We start from the raw sequence: 21,093 nt of genomic DNA on the forward strand, positions 1-21,093 counted from the left end.
AAGCCGGGGCATCCATCCCTGAACGCTGAAGGACCCGCGGCGGGCCAGACCGGATGACGGAAGGCCGCACATCCGCTACCGTTAACGCATGACCGGCTACGTCTACATGACCGCCAGCCAGAAGCGGGGCACCATCTACATTGGTGTCACAAACGACCTCGCCCGCCGCGTGCCCGAGCACAAGGCACGAAGCGGGCCGGGCTTCACAGCGCGTTACGCCGTCACGCGGCTCGTCTGGTACGAAGAGCACTTCGACATGCGCGACGCGATCCGGCGAGAGAAGGCGCTGAAGCGCTGGCCGCGACAGTGGAAGATCAAGCTGATCGAGAAGACGAGCCCCGAGTGGAACGAGTTGCTCGTCGGGATCGGGTGGTAAGCATGGGTGGCGCTACATTCTCCAGCGCTCCGAAGTGGAACCGTTCAGGCATGGATCGTTGGGTCAGGCCCGACGATGACGATGGGAGGGAGGCTGCGGACAATCGTCAATGGGCCGCCTTCCACAACCGCTCCTCATTCTTCCTGTTTCCCGCCCCGACACCCGCATTCCTGTTTTCCCTTCCACCTCTCCGCTTCGTCATGCCACGGCTTGACCGTGGCATCCAGGCCTGAACGCTTCCGCTCGACGCGAGCTATTCCACCCTGCGCCTGGAGCCTCCCCCCATCGCGCGGGAGGGCGGCCGCTGAAGTCGGAGGTGGGGGCTCATAGGGCAGCGCTTGCCGATTGAAGAGAGCGACGTTTCTGCCGGGTGCGGCGCGAAAGACCAGCGAGGCCGCGCCCGTCCCTACGCCGCGAGCGGGAGCCTTGTGCGGCGGAATTCCTGCGGGCTGACGTCGTAGCGGCGGCGGAACATGCGCGACAGGTGCGAGGAATCGCAAAAGCCGGTCTCAGCCGCGATCTCGGCAATCGGCTTGTCGCTGGTCTCAAGGAGATGGTGCACCAGCGCCAGCCGCATCTCCAGGAACGCGGCAAAGGGCGAGCAGTTGAGCGCATCGCGAAAATGCCGTTCGAGACGGCGCTTGCCGACATTGAGCTGCTTTGCGATCTGCTCGATCGACAGCGGCATGTCGAGGCACTGCTGCATCAAAAGCAGCGCGCGGCTGACCAGCGGGTCTGAGGAGCGCAAATTAAGGGTCAGGCCCGGCTGCGGCGTCTCGCCCTTTTCCGCTTCCGGGATCATCATGATGTGCAGGCTTTTCGTCGCCTGCGCGCGGCCGACGTGGCGCTCGACGAGGAAGGCGGCAAGATGCGCGGTACTCGCCCCACCGGCCGAGGTCAGCCGGTCGCGGTCGATAACAAAAATCTGGTCGGAGACTGGGGTAAGCCCGTCGAACTGGTCGAGAAACTCCTTGTGATGGAACCACGAGACGCAGCCGCGGCGGCCCTTCATCAGCCCGGCGCGGAAGAGGATAAAGGTGCCGGTGCAGAGTCCAACGAGCGGCACGCCGGCGGCGGACGCCTGGCGCAGGAAGGCATCGATCTGGTCGGCATTACGGTCGGCCTCGTCGAGCAGGCCACCCACGACGACGATGTAGTCGAAGCGGGTGGGGTCGCCAAAGGTTTCCTGCGGCTGGATCTCGACGCCCGAACTCGAGGGGATCGGCTGCATGTTGGGCGCGATCACCTTCCAGCTGCAGTGGATCGGACGGCTGCGATCGCCCTCGTCAGCGGCAAGGCGCAGCACGTCGAGAAAGTTGGCGAAGGCGCAGAGCGTGAAGCGCCATGACAGCACGAAGCCGACATTGAGGCGCGGCGTTGCCGCGGGCTCCGGCTCGTTCAGGCGCCGCAAGGGAGCGTATCGGGGTGCTGGCATGGGCTCTGTCTCATTTGTACCGGCAAAACGTCGCGAACATTCTTTGCATCTGACAACGCTGCGTCAATACTCGTGAAAAAGTTGCAGAAGCGGCACACCCGCCAAAGAGCTCGAAGGCCGCCAGGGGACAAAGCCATGGACAGGACGGAGAAGACGCGACGGCTGTTCGTTTTCTATCTGGTGCCAGACTTTACCATGCTCGCCTTTACCTCGGCGATCGAGGTGCTGCGCCTCGCCAATGAGACGCTGGGAGAGGAAGTCTACAGCTGGCGCCTTGCTTCCGCAGACGGAAACAAGGTGCGTGCAAGCTGCGGGCTGACCCTCGACGTCGACGGTTCGGTGGCTGAAGAGCGCGCGGCGCTCGCGCGGATGGAGCGGCCGTTCATGGCGGTGGTCTGCGGCGGCAAGCGTGTCGAGGAGCATTGCGACAGGAACCTCGAAGCCTGGCTGCGCGAATGCCGCCAGCGCGGCGTCGCCGTCGCCGGCATCTGCAATGGCGCGCATATCCTGGCCCGCGCGGGCCTTTTGGCCGATCGCCGCTGCACCATCCACTGGGAGAATTTTCCGGGCTTCACCGAGCAGTTCCGCTCCAGCCAGGTGTCGCTCCGGCTTTTCGACGCCGATGGAGGCGTACACACCTGCGCCGGTGGGACGGCTGCCTTCGACATGATGGCGGAGGTCGTGAAAGGCGATCATGGCGACGCGGTCGTTGCCGGCATCTGCGAGCGCGCGCTGGTCGACCGGGTGCGCTCGGCCACCGAGCGCCAGCGCCTGCCCTTCGCCAAGCGGGTGGGTGACATCCACCCCGTGGTGAAGGAACTGGTCGAGAAGATGGAGAACAATCTCAGCGACCCGATCCAGATCGACAAGCTGGCGACCACGTCAAAGCTGTCGCGGCGGCAGATCGAACGGCTGTTCCGGGCCGAAATGGGCTGTTCGCCGGCCCGCTATTATGTGAAGCTTAGGCTCGAGCGCGCGCGGCTTTTGCTGCTGCAAACGTCGATCCCGATCGTCGAGGTGGCGATCGCCAGCGGCTTCCTCTCGGCGTCGCACTTTTCCCGCTGCTATCGCGAGACATTCCACTGCTCGCCGCAGGAAACGCGCAGCATGCGGATCGATACCGCTCCGGCAACATGGAGCGACAAGCCTCGGCGGATGCGCAAGCCGGCCGCCCGCATCGAGGCGCTGATGGAAAACGCGGCCTGAATGGCCGGAGCACGGTGCAGCCTTTGCCATCGTGCCGGGAAGGAGTCATGCTGCTTGCGGGGGCGGTATCGCGGGCAGGATTTCGGGGAACTACCGCATCAGGAGGCTGAAATATGAAGCATTTACTGGCGACCACCTGTCTGGCTCTCGGGCTGGGCGTTATGGGGGTATCGAGCGCGTCCGCCGAGTGCGGCGACGTGACGATTGCCAGCATGAACTGGCAGAGCGCCGAGGTACTTGCCGCGGTCGACCAGTTCATCCTTAACAACGGCTATGGCTGCAACGCGCAGATCATCGTCGGCGACACGGTTCCGACCATCACGTCGATGATCGAGAAGGGCGAGCCGGACATCGCGCCGGAAGGCTGGATCGACTTCATCCCGGAAGTCGTCAACAAGGGCGTCTCTGAAGGCCGCCTCATCAAGGCTGCGCTGGCGCTTTCGGACGGCGGCGTTTCCGGCTGGTGGGTGCCGAAGTTCATCGTCGACGAAAATCCCGACATCAAGACGATCGACGACGCGCTGAAGCATCCGGAACTGTTCCCGGATCCGGAAGATCCGAGCAAGGGCGCGGTTCACAATGGCCCGCAGGGCTGGGGCGGCACGCTCGTGACCACCCAGTTCTACAAGGCCTACGGCGCCGAGGAAGCCGGCTTCAACCTCGTCGACACCGGTTCGTCCGCCGGCCTCGACGGCTCGATCGCCCGCGCCTACGAGCGCAAGCAGGGCTGGATCGGCTACTACTGGGAGCCGACCGCGCTGCTCGGCCGTTACGAGATGGTGAAGCTCGGCCACGGCGTGCCGTTCGACGAGGCTGAGTGGAAGCGCTGCAACACCGTTGCCGACTGCCCTGACCCGAAGAAGAACGAGTGGCCGGCAGACACGGTCCAGACCCTCGTGACGCCGAAGTTCGCCGAGCGCGCCGGCGAGGAGATCATGGGCTACCTCAACAACCGTTCCTGGAAGAACGCCACCGTCAACGCGCTGATGGCGTGGATGACCGACAACCAGGCAACCGGTGAGGACGGCGCCCGCCACTTCCTCGAAAACAATGAGGATGTCTGGACGACGTGGGTGAGCCCGGAGGTTGCCGAGAAGATCAAGGCAGCTCTCTGATCGAACTGACCGACGGCGGATTGTGCCTGGCGCAGTCCGCCGTCTCGCATTCGCATACAAGACTGGCGCACTGGTCCGGCCCGCCATGCGGGCCGGAAGGGCACCGAGGGGATATTCATGGACTGGTTCTGGTCTTTCCCGCATCTCAGCGACAATTTCCTGCGCGATATGCGGCGAACCATCGACGACGGCTTTCGCGTCTTCACACGAAACTACGGCGACCAGCTGGAAGCGGTGTTTGATCCGCTCCGCGTCTTCCTTGTCTGGGCCGAGCGGCTGATGCTCAACACGCCCTGGCCGATCGTCCTCCTCGTGATCGCCGCCATTGCCTGGTTCGCCAGCCGCAGCATCTGGATCGTCCTCGGCAGCATGATCACGCTCCTGCTGATCGGCATGTTCGACATGTGGGACGACACGATGCGGACCATCTCGATGATCCTGGTGTGCACGGTGCTGGCCATAGCCCTCGGCATTCCGATCGGCATCCTGATGGCGCGCTCGGATCGCGTCCGCAACGTCATCAACCCGATCCTCGACGTCATGCAGACGCTGCCGAGCTTCGTCTACCTGATCCCGGTGGTCATGCTGCTCGGCATCGGCCGCGTGCCGGGCCTGATCGCGGTGGTGATCTACGCGATCCCGCCCATGATCCGCCTGACCAATCTCGGCATTCGCCTCGTCGACCGCGACGTGCTGGAAGCCGCCGACGCCTTCGGTTCCTCCAGCTGGCAGAAGCTGAAGAACGTGCAGCTGCCGCTGGCGCTGCCCACCATCATGGCCGGCATCAACCAGACCATCATGATGGCGCTGGCGATGGTGGTCATCGCCTCGATGATCGGCGTCCAGGGCCTCGGCCAGCCGGTGCTACGCGCGATCAACAACCAGTATTTCACGCTCGGCATTTTAAACGGCCTCGCCATCGTCGGCATCGCCATCATTTTCGATCGCGTCAGCCAGGCATTCGGCAAGCGTCTGCAAAAGCATCTGGAAATCGTACATGGCTGACCCGCGCAACGACCACGGCATCGAGATCAGAGGGCTGTCCAAGATCTTCGGGCCAAAAGCGAACGAGCTCGCCCCCCTGCTCGACCAGGGCATCACCAAGACGGAGCTCAACGAGAAGTACGGCCACGTCCTTGGCCTCAAGGACATCAACATTGCGATGCCGGCCGGCTGCATCCAGGTCATCATGGGGCTGTCGGGCTCGGGGAAGTCGACGCTGATCCGCCACATCAACCGGCTGATCGAGCCGACGCGCGGCGAGGTGCTGGTCGGTAACGAGGACGTGGTGAAGATGTCGCCGCGGGAGCTGCGCGAATTCCGCCGCCACAAGACGGCGATGGTGTTCCAGAAGTTCGCGCTGCTGCCGCATCGCAACGTGCTCGAAAACACTGTCTACGGGCTCGAAATCCAGGGCGTACCGCGTGCGAAGCAGGTGGAAGCCGCGATGCACTGGCTCTCGCGCGTCGGTCTCAACGGCTTCGAGAAAAGCTATCCGAACCAGCTGTCGGGCGGCATGCAGCAGCGCGTCGGCCTTGCCCGCGCGCTGACCAACGACGCGCCGATCCTCCTGATGGACGAGGCATTTTCCGCGCTCGACCCGCTGATCCGCGTGGACATGCAGACGATCCTGCTCGACCTGCAGAAGGAGATCCGCAAGACGATCGTCTTCATCACCCACGACCTCGACGAGGCGCTGCGCCTCGGTGACCGCATCGCCATCTTGCGCGACGGCGAGGTGATCCAGCAGGGCACCGGCCAGGAAATCGTGCTGAAGCCGGCGAACGACTACATCATGAGCTTCGTTGAGCATGTGAACCGCGGCCGCGTGGTCGAGGTACAGACGATCATGACGCCGCTGGCAGCGGGCGAGGCGCCGCAGGGCGTGACGGCGACCGAGGGAACGCTGCTTGAGGATGCCGCGCGCATCCTGCTGCAGTCCGATACCGACCGGCTCACCGTCGTCTCTGGCGACGGCCGTCCGCTTGGCGTGCTCACCCAGCAGAAGCTGATGGAGGCAATGGTCACCAAGGTGGCCTAGCGCTCGCTGCGATCCCGGCCATTGCCGGCGGGCGGCGAAGCCGCTACGCCAGAGCAAACCCGGGATCGGCAGAAACCCATGACGGCAAACTATCGCGGCGCGCTCTACATGACGCTCGCCATGTTCCTCTTCGCGCTGGAGGACATGGCGCTCAAGGCCGCCGTGCGCGACGTGCCGGTCGGCCAGGCGATCCTGATCTTCGGCATCGCCGGCACGCTCGTCTTCATGGCGATCGCGCTTGCCAACGCGCAGAAGCCGTTTCATCCCGCCGTTACCTCGCGGCTGATGCTGCTGCGCTCGGCAAGCGAGATCTGCGGCCGGCTGTTCTATTCCGTCGCTATCGCGCTCACCGCGCTGTCGAGCGTCTCGGCAATCCTGCAGGCAACGCCGCTGATCGTAGCGCTTGGCGCGGTCCTCTTCTTCAACGAGCGCGTCGGCCTTGGCCGCTGGATCTGGATCTTCGTCGGCTTCATCGGTGTCCTGCTGATCCTCAAGCCCAGCAGTGAGGGCTTCGATTTCGCCTCTATCTTCGCCGTGCTCGGCACGCTCGGCTTCGCCGGCCGCGACCTGGCCACGCGCGCCAGCCCCGTCTCGATGTCGACGGCGCAGCTTGGTGTGCTTGGCTTCGTGGTACTGACGGTCTCCGGCCTCATCCTCATCGCCTGGACCGGCGGCGAGATGGTGTGGCCGCCGCTGCGCGCCTGGGCCCTGCTTGCGCTGACGACCACCGTCGGCTGCGCCGCCTATGGCGCGCTCACCCGGGCAATGCGCACCGGGGATGTTTCCGTCGTGGCACCCTTCCGCTATTCGCGACTGCTCTTTGCCTTCATCCTCGGCATTGTCGTCTTCAACGAGAGCCCGGATCTTCTCACCTATATTGGCGGCATCATCGTCGTCCTGAGCGGCATCGCCCTGTTGCGCAGCGGAAAATCTTCCCGTAGGGAAGCGGCCGCAACGCACAGCTCTTTAAAATAATTCTTATCGTAATATATGTGTGTTGCTGAAATGGCGGCCTTCGGGCCGAGGGAAGGAAAGGCAACACGTAATGGGCATTGAGCCAAAGGGGCCGGCACCACTCGACGACCAACTCTGCTATGCGATCTACTCCGCCGGCATGGCTATCCAGCGCGTCTACAAGCCGCTGCTGGACCAGTTGGGACTGACCTACCCGCAATATCTCGTCCTCAACGTGCTGTGGCGCCGCGACGAACAGACGGTCGGCGTCATCGCCGAACAGCTGGCGCTGGAATCGAGCACGCTGACGCCGCTCCTGAAGCGCCTCGAGGCCGCGGGACTGGTGCGCCGCACCCGCAATCCGCAAAACGAACGCCAGGTGGTGATCGGCCTTACCGACCAGGGCCGCGCGATGCGCCTGCAGGCCGGCTGCCTCGGCGCCTCGCTGCTCGAAGCCTCCGGCAGATCGGCGGAAGAGCTCGCAAGGCTCAACAAGGAGGTCAAGCAGCTGCGCGATACGCTCTACGAGCATATCGGCGGCTGGTGCCTCGTTCGCCAGAACGGCGACTGACGCCTCAGGCGCCGTGGACGAGCTGACTGTCCTGCGGCGCCTCCTCGCGGCGCTCGTTCAGGCCATAGTCGCGGATGACCGAGGCAATGCGCAGCCGGTAGCCCGCAAAGATGCCGCCGCGCCCGGCCCGCTGCGCCTGCCGATGCTCTTCCGTGTTGCGCCAGGCGGCGACTGCCGCCTCGTCGCGCCAGAATGACAGCGAAAGGATCCGCTTCGGATCGGCAAGGCTCTGGAACCGCTCGATCGAGATGAAGCCGTCGATGCCGTCGAGCATCGGCCTCAAATCCGCGGCGATGCCGAGATAGGCGTCGCCTTGCCCTCGGCGGGCTCCACCTCGAATATCACCGCAATCATCTTCCCCTCCCTGAACGCGTTCCTCGGCGCCATCATGCAGGCAATGCGCCCGCGTGGCGAGGGCATGTTTCGGGTCGCTCCGGGTGCGACCTTGCGCCCCTGCGACAGCGCCCGCTTTGACGCGGTCGTTCTTCCGCCCTATCGTTCCCTTACGGAATGAGGAACACGGAGCACCGTAATGGACGCACTGATGCTTTCCCGACTGCAGTTTGCGGCCAACATCTCGTTCCACATTCTCTTTCCGACCATCACCATCACGCTCGGCTGGGTGCTTCTCTATTTCAAGCTGCGCTACAACGCGACCGGCGACGGCGCCTGGATGCGGGCCTATTTCTTCTGGGTGAAGGTCTTTGCGCTGTCCTTCGCGCTCGGTGTCGTTACCGGCGTGACGATGACCTTCCAGTTCGGCACCAACTGGCCCGGCTTCATGGAGCATGTCGGCAACATCGCCGGCCCGCTGCTCGCCTATGAGATCCTGACCGCGTTCTTCCTCGAGGCGGTGTTCCTCGGCATCATGCTGTTCGGCTTCCGCCGCGTGTCGAACTTCGTGCACACGCTGGCGACGGTGTTGGTTGCCGCCGGCACGACGCTTTCCGCCTTCTGGATTCTCGCTTTGAATTCGTGGATGCAGACGCCCGCCGGCTTCGAAATGATCGACGGCGTTGCCCATCCGACCGACTGGTGGGACGTGATCCTCAACCCGTCCTTCCCCTACCGGCTCGTCCACATGCTGCTGGCCTCGGGCCTCACCGTCTCGTTCCTGATCGCCGGCATGTCGGCGCTGCGCTTCCTCGCCGGCGACCGTTCGGAATCGATGTGGAAGGCACTGCGTACCGGCGTCTTCCTCGGCGCAACGCTCATCCCGATCCAGATCTTCGTCGGCGACATGCACGGCCTCAACACGCTGGAGCACCAGCCGCAGAAGATCGCGGCGATGGAGGCCAACTGGGAAACGCGGGGCAACGTGCCGCTGGTGCTGTTCGCCTGGCCGGACGAGGAAGCGCGCGAAAACCGCTACGAGATCGCAGTGCCCGGCGGCGCGAGCCTCATCCTGCGCCACCATGTCGACGGCGTGGTGCCCGGCCTCAACGACTTCGAGGGCAACCACCCGCCGGTCGCGCCCGTCTTCTTCTCCTTCCGCGTCATGGTCGGCGTCGGCGTGCTGATGCTGCTCCTGTCGTGGACGGCCGCCTTCTTCCTGTGGCGCCGGGACACGCTGCCGCGCGCCGTCGCACTTGCCTATGCGCCGATGGCTTTTTCCGGATGGGTGGCGACACTTGCCGGCTGGTACACGACCGAGATCGGCCGCCAGCCATGGCTGGTGACCGGCGTTCTGCGCACCGCCGATGCGGTCGGGCCGGTGCCGGCGGCGCATGTCGGCTTCACGCTGACCGTCTACGTGCTCCTCTACATCGTGCTGATGGTGGTCTATCTCGGCGTGCTGACCTACCTTGCGGTCAAGGCCGCGCGTGACGGCGACAAAACCCCGCTCCCGGGCGTCGAGGACCACGCCCTGTCACAACCGATGCAGGCGGAGGGGTAAGCCCATGACCTACGACTGGAACTTCCTGCTGCCGCTGATATTCGCCGGGCTGATGGGCGTGGCGATCCTCGTCTACGTCATCCTCGACGGGTTCGACCTCGGCATCGGCATCCTGTTTGCGGTCGCCGAGGACGACGAGAAGGACCGGATGATCGCGGCGATCGGGCCGTTCTGGGATGCCAACGAGACCTGGCTGGTGCTGGCCGCCGGGCTTTTGCTCGCGGCGTTCCCGCTGGCGCACGGGGTGATCCTGACCGCGCTGTACCTTCCGGTCTTCGCGCTGCTGTTCGGGCTAATTCTGCGCGGGATTGCCTTCGACTTCCGGGCCAAGGTGCCGCTGCGCCACAAGCGTCGCTGGAACACGCTGTTCTTCATCGGCTCGCTGATCGCCTCGCTGGCGCAAGGCTACATGCTCGGCGTCTACGTGCTGGGGCTGGAAACGGGCGCGGGTGCGATCGGCTTCGGCCTCCTTGTCGCGCTCTGCCTTGCCGCTTCCTACGCGGCGATGGGCGCGGCATGGCTGATCTACAAGACGGAAGGGGAGCTGCAGCTGAAGGCCGTACGGTTCCTGCGCCAGGCGCTGATCTTCACCGTCGTTGGCATGGTGGCGGTATCGCTGGCCACTCCTTTTGCCAGCGCGCGCATCTACGAAAAATGGTTCAGCTGGCCGCAGATCGCGCTGCTGGCGCCGCTGCCGATCCTGACCGGAATCGTCTTTCTGCTCTTGTGGCGGCTGTCGTTCCGGATGCCGGCGCCCGGCGACCAGCACGCGCTGACGCCTTTCCTGGCGCTGGCGGCAATCTTCGCGTTCGGCTTTGCCGGCCTTGCCTACTCGTTCTACCCGTATGTCGTGCCCGACCGGCTGACGATCTGGGAGGCGGCGGCGGCACCAGGCAGCCTTGCCATCATCCTCGCAGGAACCGCGATCACCCTGCCGATCATGATCGGCGCCTCGTTCTACGTCTACCGCGTCTTCGGCGGCAAGGCGACGGACCTCAGCTACGACTGAGGGCTGGCCGCCCTCGGGCCCGCCTCAGTCCATGTGAGCGGCGGCGGGAGCCCCCGCAGGCGCGGCCTTCGGCTTGCGCAGGAACAGGGCGAGCGGAATCGCGGCGAGCGTGACGATCATCATCAGCTTGAAGTCGTCGATGTAGGAAATCATCAGCGCCTGCTGGTTGACGAGGTTGTCGAGCGTCGACAGGGCAGTGAGATCACCGCGCGCCGCCGCCGGGGAGAGCGCCTGCAGCACCGGATTGTTCGGGTTGATGTTCGCCGACAGTTCCAAATGGTTGATCTGCAGATTGCGGGTGAGCAACGCGGTAACGATTGAAATGCCAATCGACGAGCCCATGTTACGCACCAGGCTGAAGAGGGCGGCCGCGTCGGTGCGGAAGCGCGGCTCGAGCGTCGCGAACGCCACCGTCGACAGCGGCACGAAGACGAGGCCCAGGCCCAGCCCCTGCACCACGCCGGTGGTGAGGATCAGGGTGTCGTCCATCTGCGGCGTGAAGCCGGTCATCTCGTAGAGCGACCACGAGGTGAGCGCGAGGCCCGCCACGACGAGAATGCGCGCGTCGACGAGGCGCACCAGCTTGCCGACCAGCAGCATCGAAATCATCGTGCCGACGCCGCGCGGGGCCATGACCATGCCCGTCAGGATCGTCGGGTGGTTGAACAGCCGCGACAGCATCGGCGGCAGCAGAGCCATCGAGGCAAGCAGCACGATGCCAATGATGAAGATGAAGATCAGGCCGGTGACGAAGTTGCGGTCGGCGAAAATCTTCGGGTCGATGAAGGTGTCCCTGCCGGTAAAGAGATGCACCGTGAACACCCAGAAGCCGGTGATGGCGAGGCCAAGCTCGATCCAGATCTCGGTTGCCTGGAACCAGTCGACCTCCGCGCCGCGGTCGAGCATCATCTGCAGCGCGCCGACGCCGAACGACAGCATCGCAAAGCCGAACAGGTCGAAGCCGCGGGGCCGCGCCGCCGCGCGCGGCAGATAGGCGGCGCAGCCGGCAAGCGCGAGCAGACCAACCGGCAGATTGATGAAGAACACCCAGCGCCAGTTGGCGACCTCGGTCAGCCAGCCGCCGAGCGTCGGGCCGATGATCGGGCCGACCATGATGCCGGCGCCCCAGACGGCCATCGCCTGTCCGTGCCGCTCCTTCGGGTTGATGTCGAGGAGGAACGACTGCGACAGCGGCACGATCGCCGCGCCGAACAGGCCCTGCAGGATGCGGAACACGACCATCGAGGTCAGGCTCCACGACAGGCCGCACAGCATCGAGGTGATGGTGAAGCCGACGATGGAGACGAGGAACAGTTCACGCTTGCCGAAGCGGTCGGACAACCAGCCGGTCACCGGGGTCATGATCGCCGCGGCGACGATGTAGGAGGTCAGCACCCAGTTGATGGTGTCCTGGCTGGCGCCAAGGTCGCCGGTCATGTTGGGCAGGGCGACGTTGGCGATCGTGGTGTCGAGCACCTGCATGATCGTTGCCGCCATGATCGACAGGGTGATCAGGCCGCGATGCGGAAATTCTGCCTGGGATGTTGCGGCGGCGGTTGCCATCGGAAAAACCTTCAGCGCTGCCCGCTATGGGCAGGACGGCCATGCCGGCCGGACGATTGCTGGCGGGCCGCCCGGAAGGCGCGGCCCGGTTGGTGCGTCAGGGTTGGGTCAGTGCTGAGCGGCGGCGGCGCTCGTCGCGCCAAACAGCGAGGCAAACGAGCGGCTGACGCCTGTGTCGACCGAGACCGTCGCGCTCATGCCGGTGCGCATCAGGAGTTCGGCTTCCGCCTCGGTCAGGCGCAGGCGCACCGGGATGCGCTGGGTGACCTTGACCCAGTTGCCGGTAGCGTTCTGCGCCGGCAGCAACGAAAACTCGGCGCCGGTGCCCGCGCCGATCGCCTCGACGACGGCCTTGAGCGGCTTGTCGGGGAAGGTGTCGAGCACGACCTCGGCCTCCTGGCCGACCTTCATGTTGGTGAGCTGCGTTTCCTTGAAGTTCGCCTCGATCCAGGTGTCATCGGTCTCAACGAGCGTGAACAGGCTGGTGCCGGCCGAAACATACTGGCCGAGCTTGACCGAAGCAGCCTGGGTGGTGACGCCGCTGGCCGGGGCCTTCACCGTCGTCTGCGACAGCTGGTAGGCGGCACGATCGCGCGCGGCGAGTGCCGCGAGCACCGACGGATGATCGTCGGTCGCGATCCCGGCATCCCCGCCGAGCGCGGCAAGCGCGCCGGTTACGCTTTCGACAGCGGCCTGATGCTCGTCGCGCGCCTTGTCGAGGTCGCGCTGAGCGGTATCGAGCGACGACTGGCTGCCGACGCCCTTGCCGTTCAGCGCGCGGGCGCGCTTCAATTCGGATTCGAGATAGGCGACTTCGGCCGCCTTGGCGCGCTCCTGCGCCAGCGCCTGGCTGTAGCCGGCGCGCAGCTGCTCGACGCCGATGCGTGCGGCGGCCAGCGCCGCGTCAGCCTGCTCGAGCGCGATGCGGTAGGGCTCGGGATCGACCTCGAACAGCACCTCGCCCGCCTTCACCTCCTGATTGTCATGGACGTTGAGCGAGACGATGCGTCCGGGGATTTCCGAGGTGATGGTGATGCGCGCCTGCTTGAGGTTGGCGTTGTCGGTTTCCTGGTAGCGGCCGCCGGTGAGCCAGACGTAGCCGCCAGCAATGGCAAGCGCCAGCGGCACGGCAATCATTAGCGCGACACGCTTGCCGCCGCCCTTCTTCGGGCTGGCGGCCGGCGACAGCGGCGCGGCATTGGCGGGAGCAGCCTGCTCGGCTTCCACATTCTTTGCGGGGGCGTTCATGCGAGTGTTCTCTTCATCTTTGTATGGGTTCGGCGAGGTTCGCGACCACGACCCTCAGCCCGTGCAGCAGCGTATCGCGCTCAGCAGGGGCGAGCCCCGCCAGCGCTTCCTCATAGACATCGCCGGCGATCGCCTTCAGCCTGCCGAAGGCCTCGCGGGCCTTCTCCGTCGGGTAGATCGTGCGCACCCGCCGGTCGCTGGGGTCGAAGCGGCGCTCGACCCAGCCGCTGTCCTGCATCCGGTCGACCAGCCGGGAGACGCTGATCGGCTCGATCTCGAGCAGCTCGGCAAGCCGGGCCTGGGAAATTCCCTCTTCCTTAGCGACATGCACCATCAGCCGGAACTGCGCCGCAGTAAGGCCCTCGCCTGCCGCCCGCGCCTCAAAACGCTTGGCGAGCAAACGGGATGCATCATGCAGGAGCATGCCCAGCCGGCTGTCATTTTCTGATTTCATAAGCAGCATATATTATAAGCAGGCTTATTAAGCAATGATCACGGCGAAATATTTTGACGTCGGGGAAGCCGCCGGTTGCGAGGTACCCGGCATGAGGTGGCTCAGTCTCCTCTGTTGGACAGATGTTCCAATTCACGGCGCCGTTTGAGCAATCGGTTTGGCCGGTGGACGCCTTGGTCGCCTTTTGGGGGACTCTTGCTCCTCGCATTCATGAGGGATCGCTGATAGACTACCTCTTATGAACCCCGCTGCCGGGACCTACACCCGGCGGACGACGCGGCTACTGGCCTTCCGGCCGAAAGGAGGATTTCGATGTCTTCCCCGCAGCAACATCTCTCCCCCGACGACATGTCCATGATCGTGCGTGTTCACGCAGCGGTCTGTGAGGAACGGGGCCTCGCACCCAAAGGCGAAGAAGGCCTGCGTCTGGCAAGCCAGCTTGTGCACGAGTTTCAGCGCGGCGTAACCACGGAGCAGGATCTGATGGAGGCGTTCACCGGCCGCCGCATCATGATGCCGACGGAGTCACTGGGAACCTGAACTGCCGCGCGCAGTGACAGCCGACACGACCGTCCGGTGACCAGGAAATTCTGCCGGACCTGCCTCCGGCGGAAAGGGGTCGGCTGGCCTGGTCCTGGCCTGCCATAGATGCTGCGTGCTCCCGAACGCACGACGACCCACATCACCGGAGCGCGCTGCGCTTCTCCCTGTGTCAATTGTTGATGACTGGCGGCCTGTCGCCGCTTGCGGCAGACCTTGCGCTGCCGTTCCGTCTCTGGTCACCTATAGAAGGCGGAGATTGCCTTGATTCGGATACTTTCTGCCTCCATTCCGGGCGGGAAAACTGATTTGCTGGAGACTGGCGATGGCTGCCAACCCTAATATCGTTGAGCTGAAGCCCCGTATTACCGTGGTCGGCGTTGGCGGAGGCGGCGGCAACGCCGTCAACAACATGATCGCGCAGGGCCTCGAGGGCGTCGAGTTCATCGCCGCCAATACGGACGCGCAGGCTCTTGGCATGTCCAAGGCGCAGCACCTGATCCAGCTGGGAGCGCTGACCACCGAGGGTCTCGGTGCCGGTTCGCTGCCGGAAATCGGCTATGCGGCGGCGGAGGAATCGATCGGCGAGATCATGGACCGGCTGGCCGGCACGCATATGTGCTTCGTCACCGCCGGCATGGGCGGCGGCACCGGCACGGGTGCGGCCCCGGTCATTGCGCACGCGGCTCGCCAGGCCGGCATCCTCACCGTCGCCGTCGTCACCAAGCCGTTCACCTTCGAGGGCACGCGCCGGATGCGCGCGGCCGAGGAAGGCATCGAGCGGCTGCGCCAGTGCGCCGACACCGTCATCGTCATTCCCAACCAGAACCTCTTCCGCGTCGCCAATGCGCAGACCACCTTTGCCGACGCCTTCGCGATGGCCGACCGGGTGCTCTATTCGGGGGTGCGCTGCATTACCGACCTCATCGTCAAGGAAGGCCTGATCAATCTCGACTTCGCGGACGTCCGCTCCGTGATGCGCGACATGGGCCGGGCGATGATGGGCACGGGCGAGGCGAGCGGCGCGGGCCGCGCCATGGCCGCCGCCGAAGCTGCAATCGCCAACCCGCTGCTTGACGAAGCCTCGATGGGCGGCGCGCGCGGCGTGCTGGTCTCGATCTCGGGTGGTCCGGACATGACGCTGTTCGAAGTCGACGAGGCGGCTACCCGCATCCGTGAGGAAGTCGATGCCGAGGCCGACATCATCGTCGGCGCGATCTTCGACAAATCGCTCGAGGGGACGTTCAAGGTGTCGGTGGTGGCCACGGGCCTGCGCACCGTCAACGAGCGCACCATCGCCCAGCCGCAGCAGCGCACCGCCTGACGGTTTCCGTCGGGCTTTCGCCGCTCACACGCATGCCGACAGGAAGAACACCGCCGCGAAGTTGAAGATGCTCGCGCCAAGGGCCGCCAGTGCGGCCCAATAAGCGGCGCGGGCAAGAAAGCGTTGCCCATGCGCGCGCAGCGCCATCACGAGGAAGATGATGGCGGCGAGGTGGACGGCGAGGATCGCGACGAGCTGCAGCCGCTGCAGCGTGATCGGACCCAGGACCTCCACCTGCTGCCAGCCAAAGGCGCACCCCACCGACAGCATCGAATAGAGCGCAACGAAGGCGGCCGCCCAGATGGTGAAGCCGGCGCCGAGTAGCAGCGGGTTGCGCGCGTGAATGGCCCACACGTTCATGGCCGCGCTCCTTCTGCCGGGGCGGAGGCCAGGAAGGCGAGAAGGAAGGTAGCGGCGAGCGAGACGAGGCCCGTGACGGCGGCATAGTCGTGCCAGATCCGGGCAATGCGCAGGTCAAGGCTGCGCAGGGCGGACAGGTAGCCGCCGTGCCAGCGCCAGAAGCCGTGCATCGCGAAGATCGCGCCGATGCCGGCGTGGATCGCCGCATAAACGAGGATCGCAAGGCTGGTTGCCTGATGGGCGTGCGAGGTTGGAGCCGGGATCTGCGCAGCCATCAGCAGGAAGAGGAAGGCGGCGGCGAGTTGGGTTGCGCCGACGAGGCCGAGCCAGAGCGGCACGGGTCCCCTCTCCTGCAGCGCCCTGACCGCGAGACGACCCGACACGGCCGCAGCACCGATCATCAGCGCGGCGAAGAGGGCAAGGACGACCGAAGGCCGCGCCACTAACGCCGGCGGCCATTGCGGCGCGACCAGCCAGAGGAACAGGCCGCCGAACAGAAGCGAGGCGAACATCGTCGCATCGGCCGCGCAGGCGAGCACCATCGCCCACCAGGAGGGCGGACGTTCCGCTTGCCAGTGCAGCGGCAGGACAAGGCCATTGCCGGCGGCAAGCTCCTCGCAGTCGCGGCGCGCGCCCATGCCGTGGCTCCAGGCAAGCAGCGAGGCGAAGACGAGCGCGAGAACCACCAGCGACAGCCAGTAGAACTTGAACAGCAGGCAGAGCACGAAGAAGAGGGTGAGAACGCCACTGATGAGCGGCTTGAAGGTGCGGTTCGGCAGGATGACGATTTCGCTCGGCGCTCCGGTTGCCATGTCGACGCCAAGCGTTTCCATCCAGCCGTTGCGGGCGTGGCCGAGATAGCCGTCGCCGGAAGAAAGCTCAGCCCCCAGCGTATCGGGATCGAGACGGTCGGCGCGGTCGTCGATGTGCGGCAGCGAGGCAAAGGCGTAAGCGGGTGGCGGGGTCGGCATCGCCCATTCCAGCGTGCGCGCGCCCCAGGGATTTCGGGGGGCAGCGGTGCCGAAGCGCACCTGGAGCACCAGGTCGACGACGAACAGGGCAAAGCCCGCCGCCATGACGAACCCGCCAACGGAGGAAAGAAGGTTCAGCCAATCCCACCCGGCTTCGGCGGGATAGACGTCGACACGGCGGGGCATGCCTCGCAGGCCAGTGAGGTGCATCAGGAAGAACGTCAGGTTGAAGCCGCCAAAGATCAGCCAGAAGGCCGGGACCGACAGCTTGTGGTCGCTGACGCGGCCGGTGAAGTGCGGCAGCCAGTAATAAGTCGCGGCCATCATCGGGAAGACGAAGCCACCGACCAGCACGTAATGCAGATGCGCGACGACGAAGTGGGTGTCGTGCGCCTGCCAGTTGAAGGGCACCATGGCGAGCATGACGCCGGTGAGCCCGCCCAGCACGAAGATGAACAGGAAGCCGCCGAGATAGAGCATCGGCACGTCCCAGCGCGGGCGGCGGCCTTCGGCCAATGTGGCGATCCAGGCGAAGATCTGCACGCCGGTGGGGATGGCGACGAGGCCGCTCGCAGCCGAGAAGAAAGCGAGCGCGAGGTGCGGGATGCCCACCGTGAACATGTGGTGGACCCACAGGCCGAACGAGAGAAAGGCCACCGCCACCACAGCGACGACGACGGCGGTGTAGCCGACGAGCTCGTGGCGGGCGAAGGTCGGGATCATCATAGAGATCGCGCCGGCGGCGGGCAGGAAGATGATGTAGACCTCCGGGTGGCCGAACAGCCAGAACAGGTGCTGCCAGAGCAGCGAATCCCCTCCCCTCACCGGATCGAAGAACGGCAGGCCGAAGGCGCGCTCGAGCTCGAGCAGGATCGAGCCGAGGATCAGCGGCGGAAAGCCGAACAGCATCATCAACGCGGTGATGAGCAGGTACCAGGCCATGATCGGCATGCGCTCGAGGCTCATGCCGGGCGCGCGCAGCCGCAGGATGGTGACAATGATCTCGATGGCGGCAGACACCGCGGAAATCTCGACGAAGGTGATGCCGAGCAGCCAGATGTCGTTGTTGATGCCGGGCGAATAGACCGACGAAGAGAGCGGCGTGTACATGAACCAGCCGCTTTCGGGCGCAACGCCCAGAAGCAGGGCGACGATCAGGATGGAGCCGCCGAAGAGGTAGCACCAGAAGCCGTAGGCCGAGAGGCGCGGAAAGGCGAGATCGCGCGCGCCGAGGATTTTTGGCAGCAGGTACATCGCGAAACCCTCGAACAGCGGGATCGCGAACAGAAACATCATCACCGTGCCGTGCATGGTGAAGAATTGCGAGTAACGCTCAGGGCCGACGAAGGCGGTCGAGGAGGTGGCGAGCTGGACGCGGATCAGCATCGCCAGAAGGCCGCCGATCGCGAAGAAGACGAAGGCGGTCAGGATGAAGCGTTTGCCGACGATGGTGTGGTTGACCGCCGACAGCTGCGCGATGCCGGGAGGCGTCTCCCAGATTGCCGAGAGCTCCTTGTGAAGACGGATCGGCTCAGGCTTCTGGCGGGCCTTCATCGGCGAGCCTCCGCCAGTCCGGAAGACAGGGCGTCGAATTCAGCACGCGGCAGCGCCTCGACCGTGAAGGGCATGACGGCGTGGCCCGAACCGCAATATTCGGCGCAGACGCCGCCATAGGTTCCGGGCCGGTCGGCGCGCAGGCGGATGACGTTTCGGTGGCCCGGGATGGCGTCGAGCTTGCCGCCAAGGCGCGGGATCCAGAAGCCGTGGATCACATCGGCGCTCTCAAGCACGAAGTCGACATCCTCGCCCGCCGGCATGCGGACATGGCCGGAGGTGACCGAGCCGTCGGGATAGCGGAAATCCCAGACCCACTGGCGCGCAGTGACCTCGATGCGCAGCGGCATGTCGGGGCGCGGGGCGGCAAGCAGCCGCTCGCCGAGCGCGAATGCCGCGATGACGAGCATCGTGAGGATCAGGGACGGGACGATGAGCCCGCCCCAGAGGATCGTGCGCTTCGGGCCTAAGCTGGCGATAGCGCGCGGGCGGAGCATGGCGAGCGCGCCGAGCGCCAGGACAACGACGAAGATGAGGGCTGCGCCAAAGAACATTGCCCACCAGAGGGTGGCGGTGCTGCTGGCTGACGGACCTTCGGGTTCGAGTGCTGAGAGCGGACCGCCGCAAGCGGCGAGAAGGGGAAGCGGCGCGAAAAGTGCGGCGCTTCGGAACCATGCGGGGCGCGGCGCGCTTTCAGCTCGCAAGGGAGGATCTTCATGAGCGAGACCGACACGCAAGGGCATAATCCCGTCATCGAGAAGGTTGCCGACAAGCCGGTCGAATCGGCGGTCGCGGTGGCCGGACATCCGCTGCATGCGATGAGCGTTCACTTCCCGATTGCTTTCGTGATCGCGGCGCTTGGCTGCGACGTGTTCTACTGGTGGACGGCCGACCCGTTCTGGTTGCGCGCCGGCATCTGGGCGGCGGGCTTCGCCTTCGCGGCTGGCGTTGCCGCCGGGTCGATCGGAACGGCAGAGCTCCTGATGGTACCCGGCATCCGCGCGCGAGTGGCGAGCTGGACGCATGCCGTTGCCGCGATGATGCTGATCTCGGTTGCCGGTCTCAACTGGGGAATCCGGCTGGCCGATCCGAACGTCGTCCTGCCGCACGGGCTGATGCTCTCGGTGCTGGCGAGCATCTTCACCGGGCTGGCGGGCTGGCATGGCGGCAAGCTGGTGTTCGATCACGGCATCGGCCTCATCATCTCGGAAAAGGATTGAGGCTGGCGGCCAGCCGCTTCAGCCCGCCGGGCTGGTTCAAGACTTCCGGGGTCAGGTTCGGCAGGTCAGGCTTTGCGAGCACCACGACGAGGATTGCGCCGACAACGGCGACCGTGAGCGTGGTCGCGGCGGCAAAGCGCCAGACCGGATAGGTGCGGCCGTCATCGAACAGGCGGATGATGACGAGGCCGGTGAAGATGTGAATCATCACCAGCGCGCCGACGAAGGCGAGCTTCAGCGAAAACCACGCCTCGAACGGCTCGCGCACGAAGATGAGCGCCGTGCCGCTGCCGACCGCAACAAAGGCGGCAGGCGAGATGATCACGACGTAGAAGAAGCGTACCAGCGCCTGCAGGCGATGCTTCGACGGCTCATCCGGCACATGCGCGCGCTGGACGTAGAGGCCAGGCAGGCAGATGAGCCCGGCACTCCAGATCGCGATCGCGGCAAAGTGGAGAAGTTTCAGCCAGATCATCGAAGCGCCGGCGCCGATGGACGTTCAAGCCGGCGCGCGACGAGCAGCGCCGCGACGAGGAGGTAGGGAAGAGCGGCCGGGACCCACATGATAAGGCCGCCAAGCTGCTGGTCGGCAAGCGGCGTCAGCCCGAAGGGAAGCGTCGTCGTGAAGTGCGGTGCGTAGAGGGACTCGCGCGCAAAGGTCAGCAGCGCACCGAGCATGCCCATCTGCACGCCAGTGGCGAGAAGCGCGAGGAGCGCGGAGCCGAGTGACGTTCCGGGCGCCTGGACGCGCTGCCAGAGGAGGAACGCTGTGCCGAGGAGGCTCAGCTGCATCGTCCAGTAAGGCAGCGGGGAAGCGATCGCGACCTCGTAGGCGGGCGGAGCATGCCAGAACCAGAGCACCAGCGCGTGGAGCGCGGCGAGCAGCGAAAGCGGCGGGCGCTCACGGATGCGCTGAATTGGGAAGGCCAACGCCAGGAGCGGCGCGACAACCGCGACCAGAAGGACATGGTGGGCAACGCGCGCCGAAAACAGCGCCACCGTCAGCGCGCAGAGCGGCGACAGGAATAGCGCGAGGAAAAGAAGAAGCGCCAGGCTTAGCGGCAGCGGACGCGAAGGACCGGAACGGCGGACGAAGAGGACGAGGACGGCGGCGGAGGCAGCAATGGCGATGGCGTCCGCGTTCCAGGCAGCCAACAGCTGCTGCGGTTCGGGTGCCGGTCCGCAATAGGCCTGCGCCATGAATGCCTCTCCCTCGATGATGATCCGCAATGCGGGAGACGGCGATATGTTCCGC

General features: G+C 65.4%; 21 protein-coding genes and 1 pseudogene. 12 read left to right on the top strand and 10 right to left on the bottom strand.

The window, feature by feature from the left end; translation table 11 throughout:
- Positions 1-88: 88 nt before the first annotated feature.
- On the top strand, positions 89-376 hold the full coding sequence (locus L630_RS0100820) for a GIY-YIG nuclease family protein (protein ID WP_024846389.1): 288 nt from the start codon (positions 89-91) through the stop codon (positions 374-376).
- Between the two features lie 406 nt (positions 377-782).
- Here L630_RS0100820 and L630_RS0100825 read toward each other — a convergent pair whose 3' ends face one another.
- Entirely contained in the window at positions 783-1,811 is a 1,029-nt protein-coding gene (locus L630_RS0100825; RefSeq protein ID WP_084465649.1) for a GlxA family transcriptional regulator, read from the bottom strand.
- Between the two features lie 135 nt (positions 1,812-1,946).
- Here L630_RS0100825 and L630_RS0100830 point away from each other — a divergent pair, with 135 nt between their 5' ends.
- From L630_RS0100830 to L630_RS0100855, 6 genes are all read left to right on the top strand, one after another.
- Positions 1,947-3,017 (top strand): GlxA family transcriptional regulator, encoded by a 1,071-nt coding sequence (locus L630_RS0100830; RefSeq protein ID WP_024846391.1) that lies wholly within the window; start codon positions 1,947-1,949, stop codon positions 3,015-3,017.
- Positions 3,018-3,130: 113 nt separating this feature from the next.
- The gene (locus tag L630_RS0100835) at positions 3,131-4,132 is read left to right on the top strand and encodes an ABC transporter substrate-binding protein (protein ID WP_024846392.1); all 1,002 of its coding nucleotides are present in this window, start codon (positions 3,131-3,133) and stop codon (positions 4,130-4,132) included.
- Positions 4,133-4,249: 117 nt separating this feature from the next.
- Complete coding sequence (locus L630_RS0100840; protein WP_024846393.1) at positions 4,250-5,137, top strand: proline/glycine betaine ABC transporter permease; 888 nt, start codon at positions 4,250-4,252, stop codon at positions 5,135-5,137.
- A complete protein-coding gene (locus tag L630_RS0100845) occupies positions 5,130-6,173 on the top strand; it encodes a glycine betaine/L-proline ABC transporter ATP-binding protein (RefSeq protein WP_024846394.1) in 1,044 nt (347 codons plus the stop codon). Before L630_RS0100840 ends, L630_RS0100845 begins: the two co-directional genes overlap by 8 nt.
- 78 nt (positions 6,174-6,251) lie before the next feature.
- Positions 6,252-7,148: a DMT family transporter gene (locus L630_RS0100850; RefSeq protein ID WP_024846395.1), complete on the top strand. Its 897-nt coding sequence runs from the start codon at positions 6,252-6,254 to the stop codon at positions 7,146-7,148.
- Positions 7,149-7,218: 70 nt separating this feature from the next.
- Positions 7,219-7,698 carry a MarR family transcriptional regulator gene (locus L630_RS0100855; protein WP_024846396.1) on the top strand — a complete coding sequence of 160 codons (480 nt, stop codon included), beginning with the start codon at positions 7,219-7,221 and terminating at the stop codon, positions 7,696-7,698.
- Between the two features lie 4 nt (positions 7,699-7,702).
- Here L630_RS0100855 and L630_RS20870 read toward each other — a convergent pair.
- A pseudogene (locus L630_RS20870) lies at positions 7,703-8,052 on the bottom strand (antibiotic biosynthesis monooxygenase).
- A gap of 178 nt (positions 8,053-8,230) precedes the next feature.
- On the opposite strand from L630_RS20870, the gene L630_RS0100865 reads away from it, so the two are divergent.
- Both L630_RS0100865 and L630_RS0100870 read left to right on the top strand, forming a co-directional pair.
- Positions 8,231-9,595, top strand: coding sequence for a cytochrome ubiquinol oxidase subunit I (locus tag L630_RS0100865; protein WP_024846397.1), 1,365 nt, complete (start codon positions 8,231-8,233; stop codon positions 9,593-9,595).
- 4 nt (positions 9,596-9,599) lie between these two features.
- The gene (locus tag L630_RS0100870) at positions 9,600-10,604 is read left to right on the top strand and encodes a cytochrome d ubiquinol oxidase subunit II (RefSeq protein WP_024846398.1); all 1,005 of its coding nucleotides are present in this window, start codon (positions 9,600-9,602) and stop codon (positions 10,602-10,604) included.
- Positions 10,605-10,628: 24 nt separating this feature from the next.
- On the opposite strand, the gene L630_RS0100875 is transcribed toward L630_RS0100870, so the two are convergent.
- The 3 genes from L630_RS0100875 to L630_RS0100885 all read right to left on the bottom strand — a co-directional run bounded on the left by L630_RS0100875 (position 10,629) and on the right by L630_RS0100885 (position 13,878).
- Complete coding sequence (locus L630_RS0100875) at positions 10,629-12,167, bottom strand: DHA2 family efflux MFS transporter permease subunit (protein WP_024846399.1); 1,539 nt, start codon at positions 12,165-12,167, stop codon at positions 10,629-10,631.
- 108 nt (positions 12,168-12,275) lie between these two features.
- Entirely contained in the window at positions 12,276-13,415 is a 1,140-nt protein-coding gene (locus L630_RS0100880) for an HlyD family secretion protein (RefSeq protein WP_024846400.1), read from the bottom strand.
- Positions 13,416-13,428: 13 nt separating this feature from the next.
- On the bottom strand, positions 13,429-13,878 hold the full coding sequence (locus tag L630_RS0100885) for a MarR family transcriptional regulator (RefSeq protein WP_144701916.1): 450 nt from the start codon (positions 13,876-13,878) through the stop codon (positions 13,429-13,431).
- Between the two features lie 303 nt (positions 13,879-14,181).
- Between L630_RS0100885 and L630_RS0100890 the strand changes: the two genes are divergently transcribed.
- Complete coding sequence (locus L630_RS0100890; RefSeq protein ID WP_024846402.1) at positions 14,182-14,409, top strand: hypothetical protein; 228 nt, start codon at positions 14,182-14,184, stop codon at positions 14,407-14,409.
- A gap of 325 nt (positions 14,410-14,734) precedes the next feature.
- Positions 14,735-15,733 (top strand): cell division protein FtsZ, encoded by a 999-nt coding sequence (ftsZ, locus tag L630_RS0100895; RefSeq protein WP_024846403.1) that lies wholly within the window; start codon positions 14,735-14,737, stop codon positions 15,731-15,733.
- A 24-nt stretch (positions 15,734-15,757) separates the two neighbouring features.
- Here the strand turns inward: ftsZ and L630_RS0100900 are convergent, their stop codons facing one another.
- Genes L630_RS0100900 through coxB form a run of 3 tightly spaced genes read right to left on the bottom strand, consistent with a single transcriptional unit; the run spans position 15,758 to position 19,433 of the window.
- Positions 15,758-16,093: a hypothetical protein gene (locus tag L630_RS0100900; protein WP_024846404.1), complete on the bottom strand. Its 336-nt coding sequence runs from the start codon at positions 16,091-16,093 to the stop codon at positions 15,758-15,760.
- Entirely contained in the window at positions 16,090-18,618 is a 2,529-nt protein-coding gene (gene ctaD, locus L630_RS0100905) for a cytochrome c oxidase subunit I (protein WP_024846405.1), read from the bottom strand. The genes L630_RS0100900 and ctaD overlap by 4 nt, the downstream gene beginning before the upstream one ends.
- Positions 18,615-19,433: a cytochrome c oxidase subunit II gene (coxB, locus tag L630_RS0100910; RefSeq protein ID WP_348601318.1), complete on the bottom strand. Its 819-nt coding sequence runs from the start codon at positions 19,431-19,433 to the stop codon at positions 18,615-18,617. The genes ctaD and coxB overlap by 4 nt, the downstream gene beginning before the upstream one ends.
- Between coxB and L630_RS0100915 the strand changes: the two genes are divergently transcribed.
- Positions 19,335-19,838, top strand: coding sequence for a DUF2231 domain-containing protein (locus L630_RS0100915; RefSeq protein WP_024846407.1), 504 nt, complete (start codon positions 19,335-19,337; stop codon positions 19,836-19,838). The genes coxB and L630_RS0100915 overlap by 99 nt on opposite strands.
- On the opposite strand, the gene L630_RS0100920 is transcribed toward L630_RS0100915, so the two are convergent.
- Together L630_RS0100920 and L630_RS0100925 are read right to left on the bottom strand one after the other, a co-directional pair.
- Entirely contained in the window at positions 19,819-20,313 is a 495-nt protein-coding gene (locus tag L630_RS0100920; protein ID WP_024846408.1) for a CopD family protein, read from the bottom strand. The genes L630_RS0100915 and L630_RS0100920 overlap by 20 nt on opposite strands.
- Positions 20,310-21,038, bottom strand: coding sequence for a cytochrome c oxidase assembly protein (locus L630_RS0100925; protein WP_024846409.1), 729 nt, complete (start codon positions 21,036-21,038; stop codon positions 20,310-20,312). The genes L630_RS0100920 and L630_RS0100925 overlap by 4 nt, the downstream gene beginning before the upstream one ends.
- Between the last annotated feature and the right edge of the window lie 55 nt (positions 21,039-21,093).

This window comes from Aminobacter sp. J41 (genome assembly GCF_000526635.1).
Classification (GTDB): Bacteria; Pseudomonadota; Alphaproteobacteria; order Rhizobiales; family Rhizobiaceae; genus Aerobium.

Excerpts from the sequence above, each read along its gene's own strand:
- L630_RS0100820 (WP_024846389.1), top strand. The coding sequence starts at position 89 with ATGACCGGCTACGTCTACATGACCGCCAGCCAGAAGCGGGGCACCATC.
- L630_RS0100825 (WP_084465649.1), bottom strand. The coding sequence starts at position 1,811 with ATGCCAGCACCCCGATACGCTCCCTTGCGGCGCCTGAACGAGCCGGAG.
- L630_RS0100830 (WP_024846391.1), top strand. The coding sequence starts at position 1,947 with ATGGACAGGACGGAGAAGACGCGACGGCTGTTCGTTTTCTATCTGGTG.
- L630_RS0100835 (WP_024846392.1), top strand. The coding sequence starts at position 3,131 with ATGAAGCATTTACTGGCGACCACCTGTCTGGCTCTCGGGCTGGGCGTT.
- L630_RS0100840 (WP_024846393.1), top strand. The coding sequence starts at position 4,250 with ATGGACTGGTTCTGGTCTTTCCCGCATCTCAGCGACAATTTCCTGCGC.
- L630_RS0100845 (WP_024846394.1), top strand. The coding sequence starts at position 5,130 with ATGGCTGACCCGCGCAACGACCACGGCATCGAGATCAGAGGGCTGTCC.
- L630_RS0100850 (WP_024846395.1), top strand. The coding sequence starts at position 6,252 with ATGACGGCAAACTATCGCGGCGCGCTCTACATGACGCTCGCCATGTTC.
- L630_RS0100855 (WP_024846396.1), top strand. The coding sequence starts at position 7,219 with ATGGGCATTGAGCCAAAGGGGCCGGCACCACTCGACGACCAACTCTGC.
- L630_RS0100865 (WP_024846397.1), top strand. The coding sequence starts at position 8,231 with ATGGACGCACTGATGCTTTCCCGACTGCAGTTTGCGGCCAACATCTCG.
- L630_RS0100870 (WP_024846398.1), top strand. The coding sequence starts at position 9,600 with ATGACCTACGACTGGAACTTCCTGCTGCCGCTGATATTCGCCGGGCTG.
- L630_RS0100875 (WP_024846399.1), bottom strand. The coding sequence starts at position 12,167 with ATGGCAACCGCCGCCGCAACATCCCAGGCAGAATTTCCGCATCGCGGC.
- L630_RS0100880 (WP_024846400.1), bottom strand. The coding sequence starts at position 13,415 with ATGAACGCCCCCGCAAAGAATGTGGAAGCCGAGCAGGCTGCTCCCGCC.
- L630_RS0100885 (WP_144701916.1), bottom strand. The coding sequence starts at position 13,878 with ATGCTGCTTATGAAATCAGAAAATGACAGCCGGCTGGGCATGCTCCTG.
- L630_RS0100890 (WP_024846402.1), top strand. The coding sequence starts at position 14,182 with ATGTCTTCCCCGCAGCAACATCTCTCCCCCGACGACATGTCCATGATC.
- ftsZ (WP_024846403.1), top strand. The coding sequence starts at position 14,735 with ATGGCTGCCAACCCTAATATCGTTGAGCTGAAGCCCCGTATTACCGTG.
- L630_RS0100900 (WP_024846404.1), bottom strand. The coding sequence starts at position 16,093 with ATGAACGTGTGGGCCATTCACGCGCGCAACCCGCTGCTACTCGGCGCC.
- ctaD (WP_024846405.1), bottom strand. The coding sequence starts at position 18,618 with ATGAAGGCCCGCCAGAAGCCTGAGCCGATCCGTCTTCACAAGGAGCTC.
- L630_RS0100915 (WP_024846407.1), top strand. The coding sequence starts at position 19,335 with ATGAGCGAGACCGACACGCAAGGGCATAATCCCGTCATCGAGAAGGTT.
- coxB (WP_348601318.1), bottom strand. The coding sequence starts at position 19,433 with ATGCAGCGGATGTCCGGCCACCGCGACCGCCGATTCGACCGGCTTGTC.
- L630_RS0100920 (WP_024846408.1), bottom strand. The coding sequence starts at position 20,313 with ATGATCTGGCTGAAACTTCTCCACTTTGCCGCGATCGCGATCTGGAGT.
- L630_RS0100925 (WP_024846409.1), bottom strand. The coding sequence starts at position 21,038 with ATGGCGCAGGCCTATTGCGGACCGGCACCCGAACCGCAGCAGCTGTTG.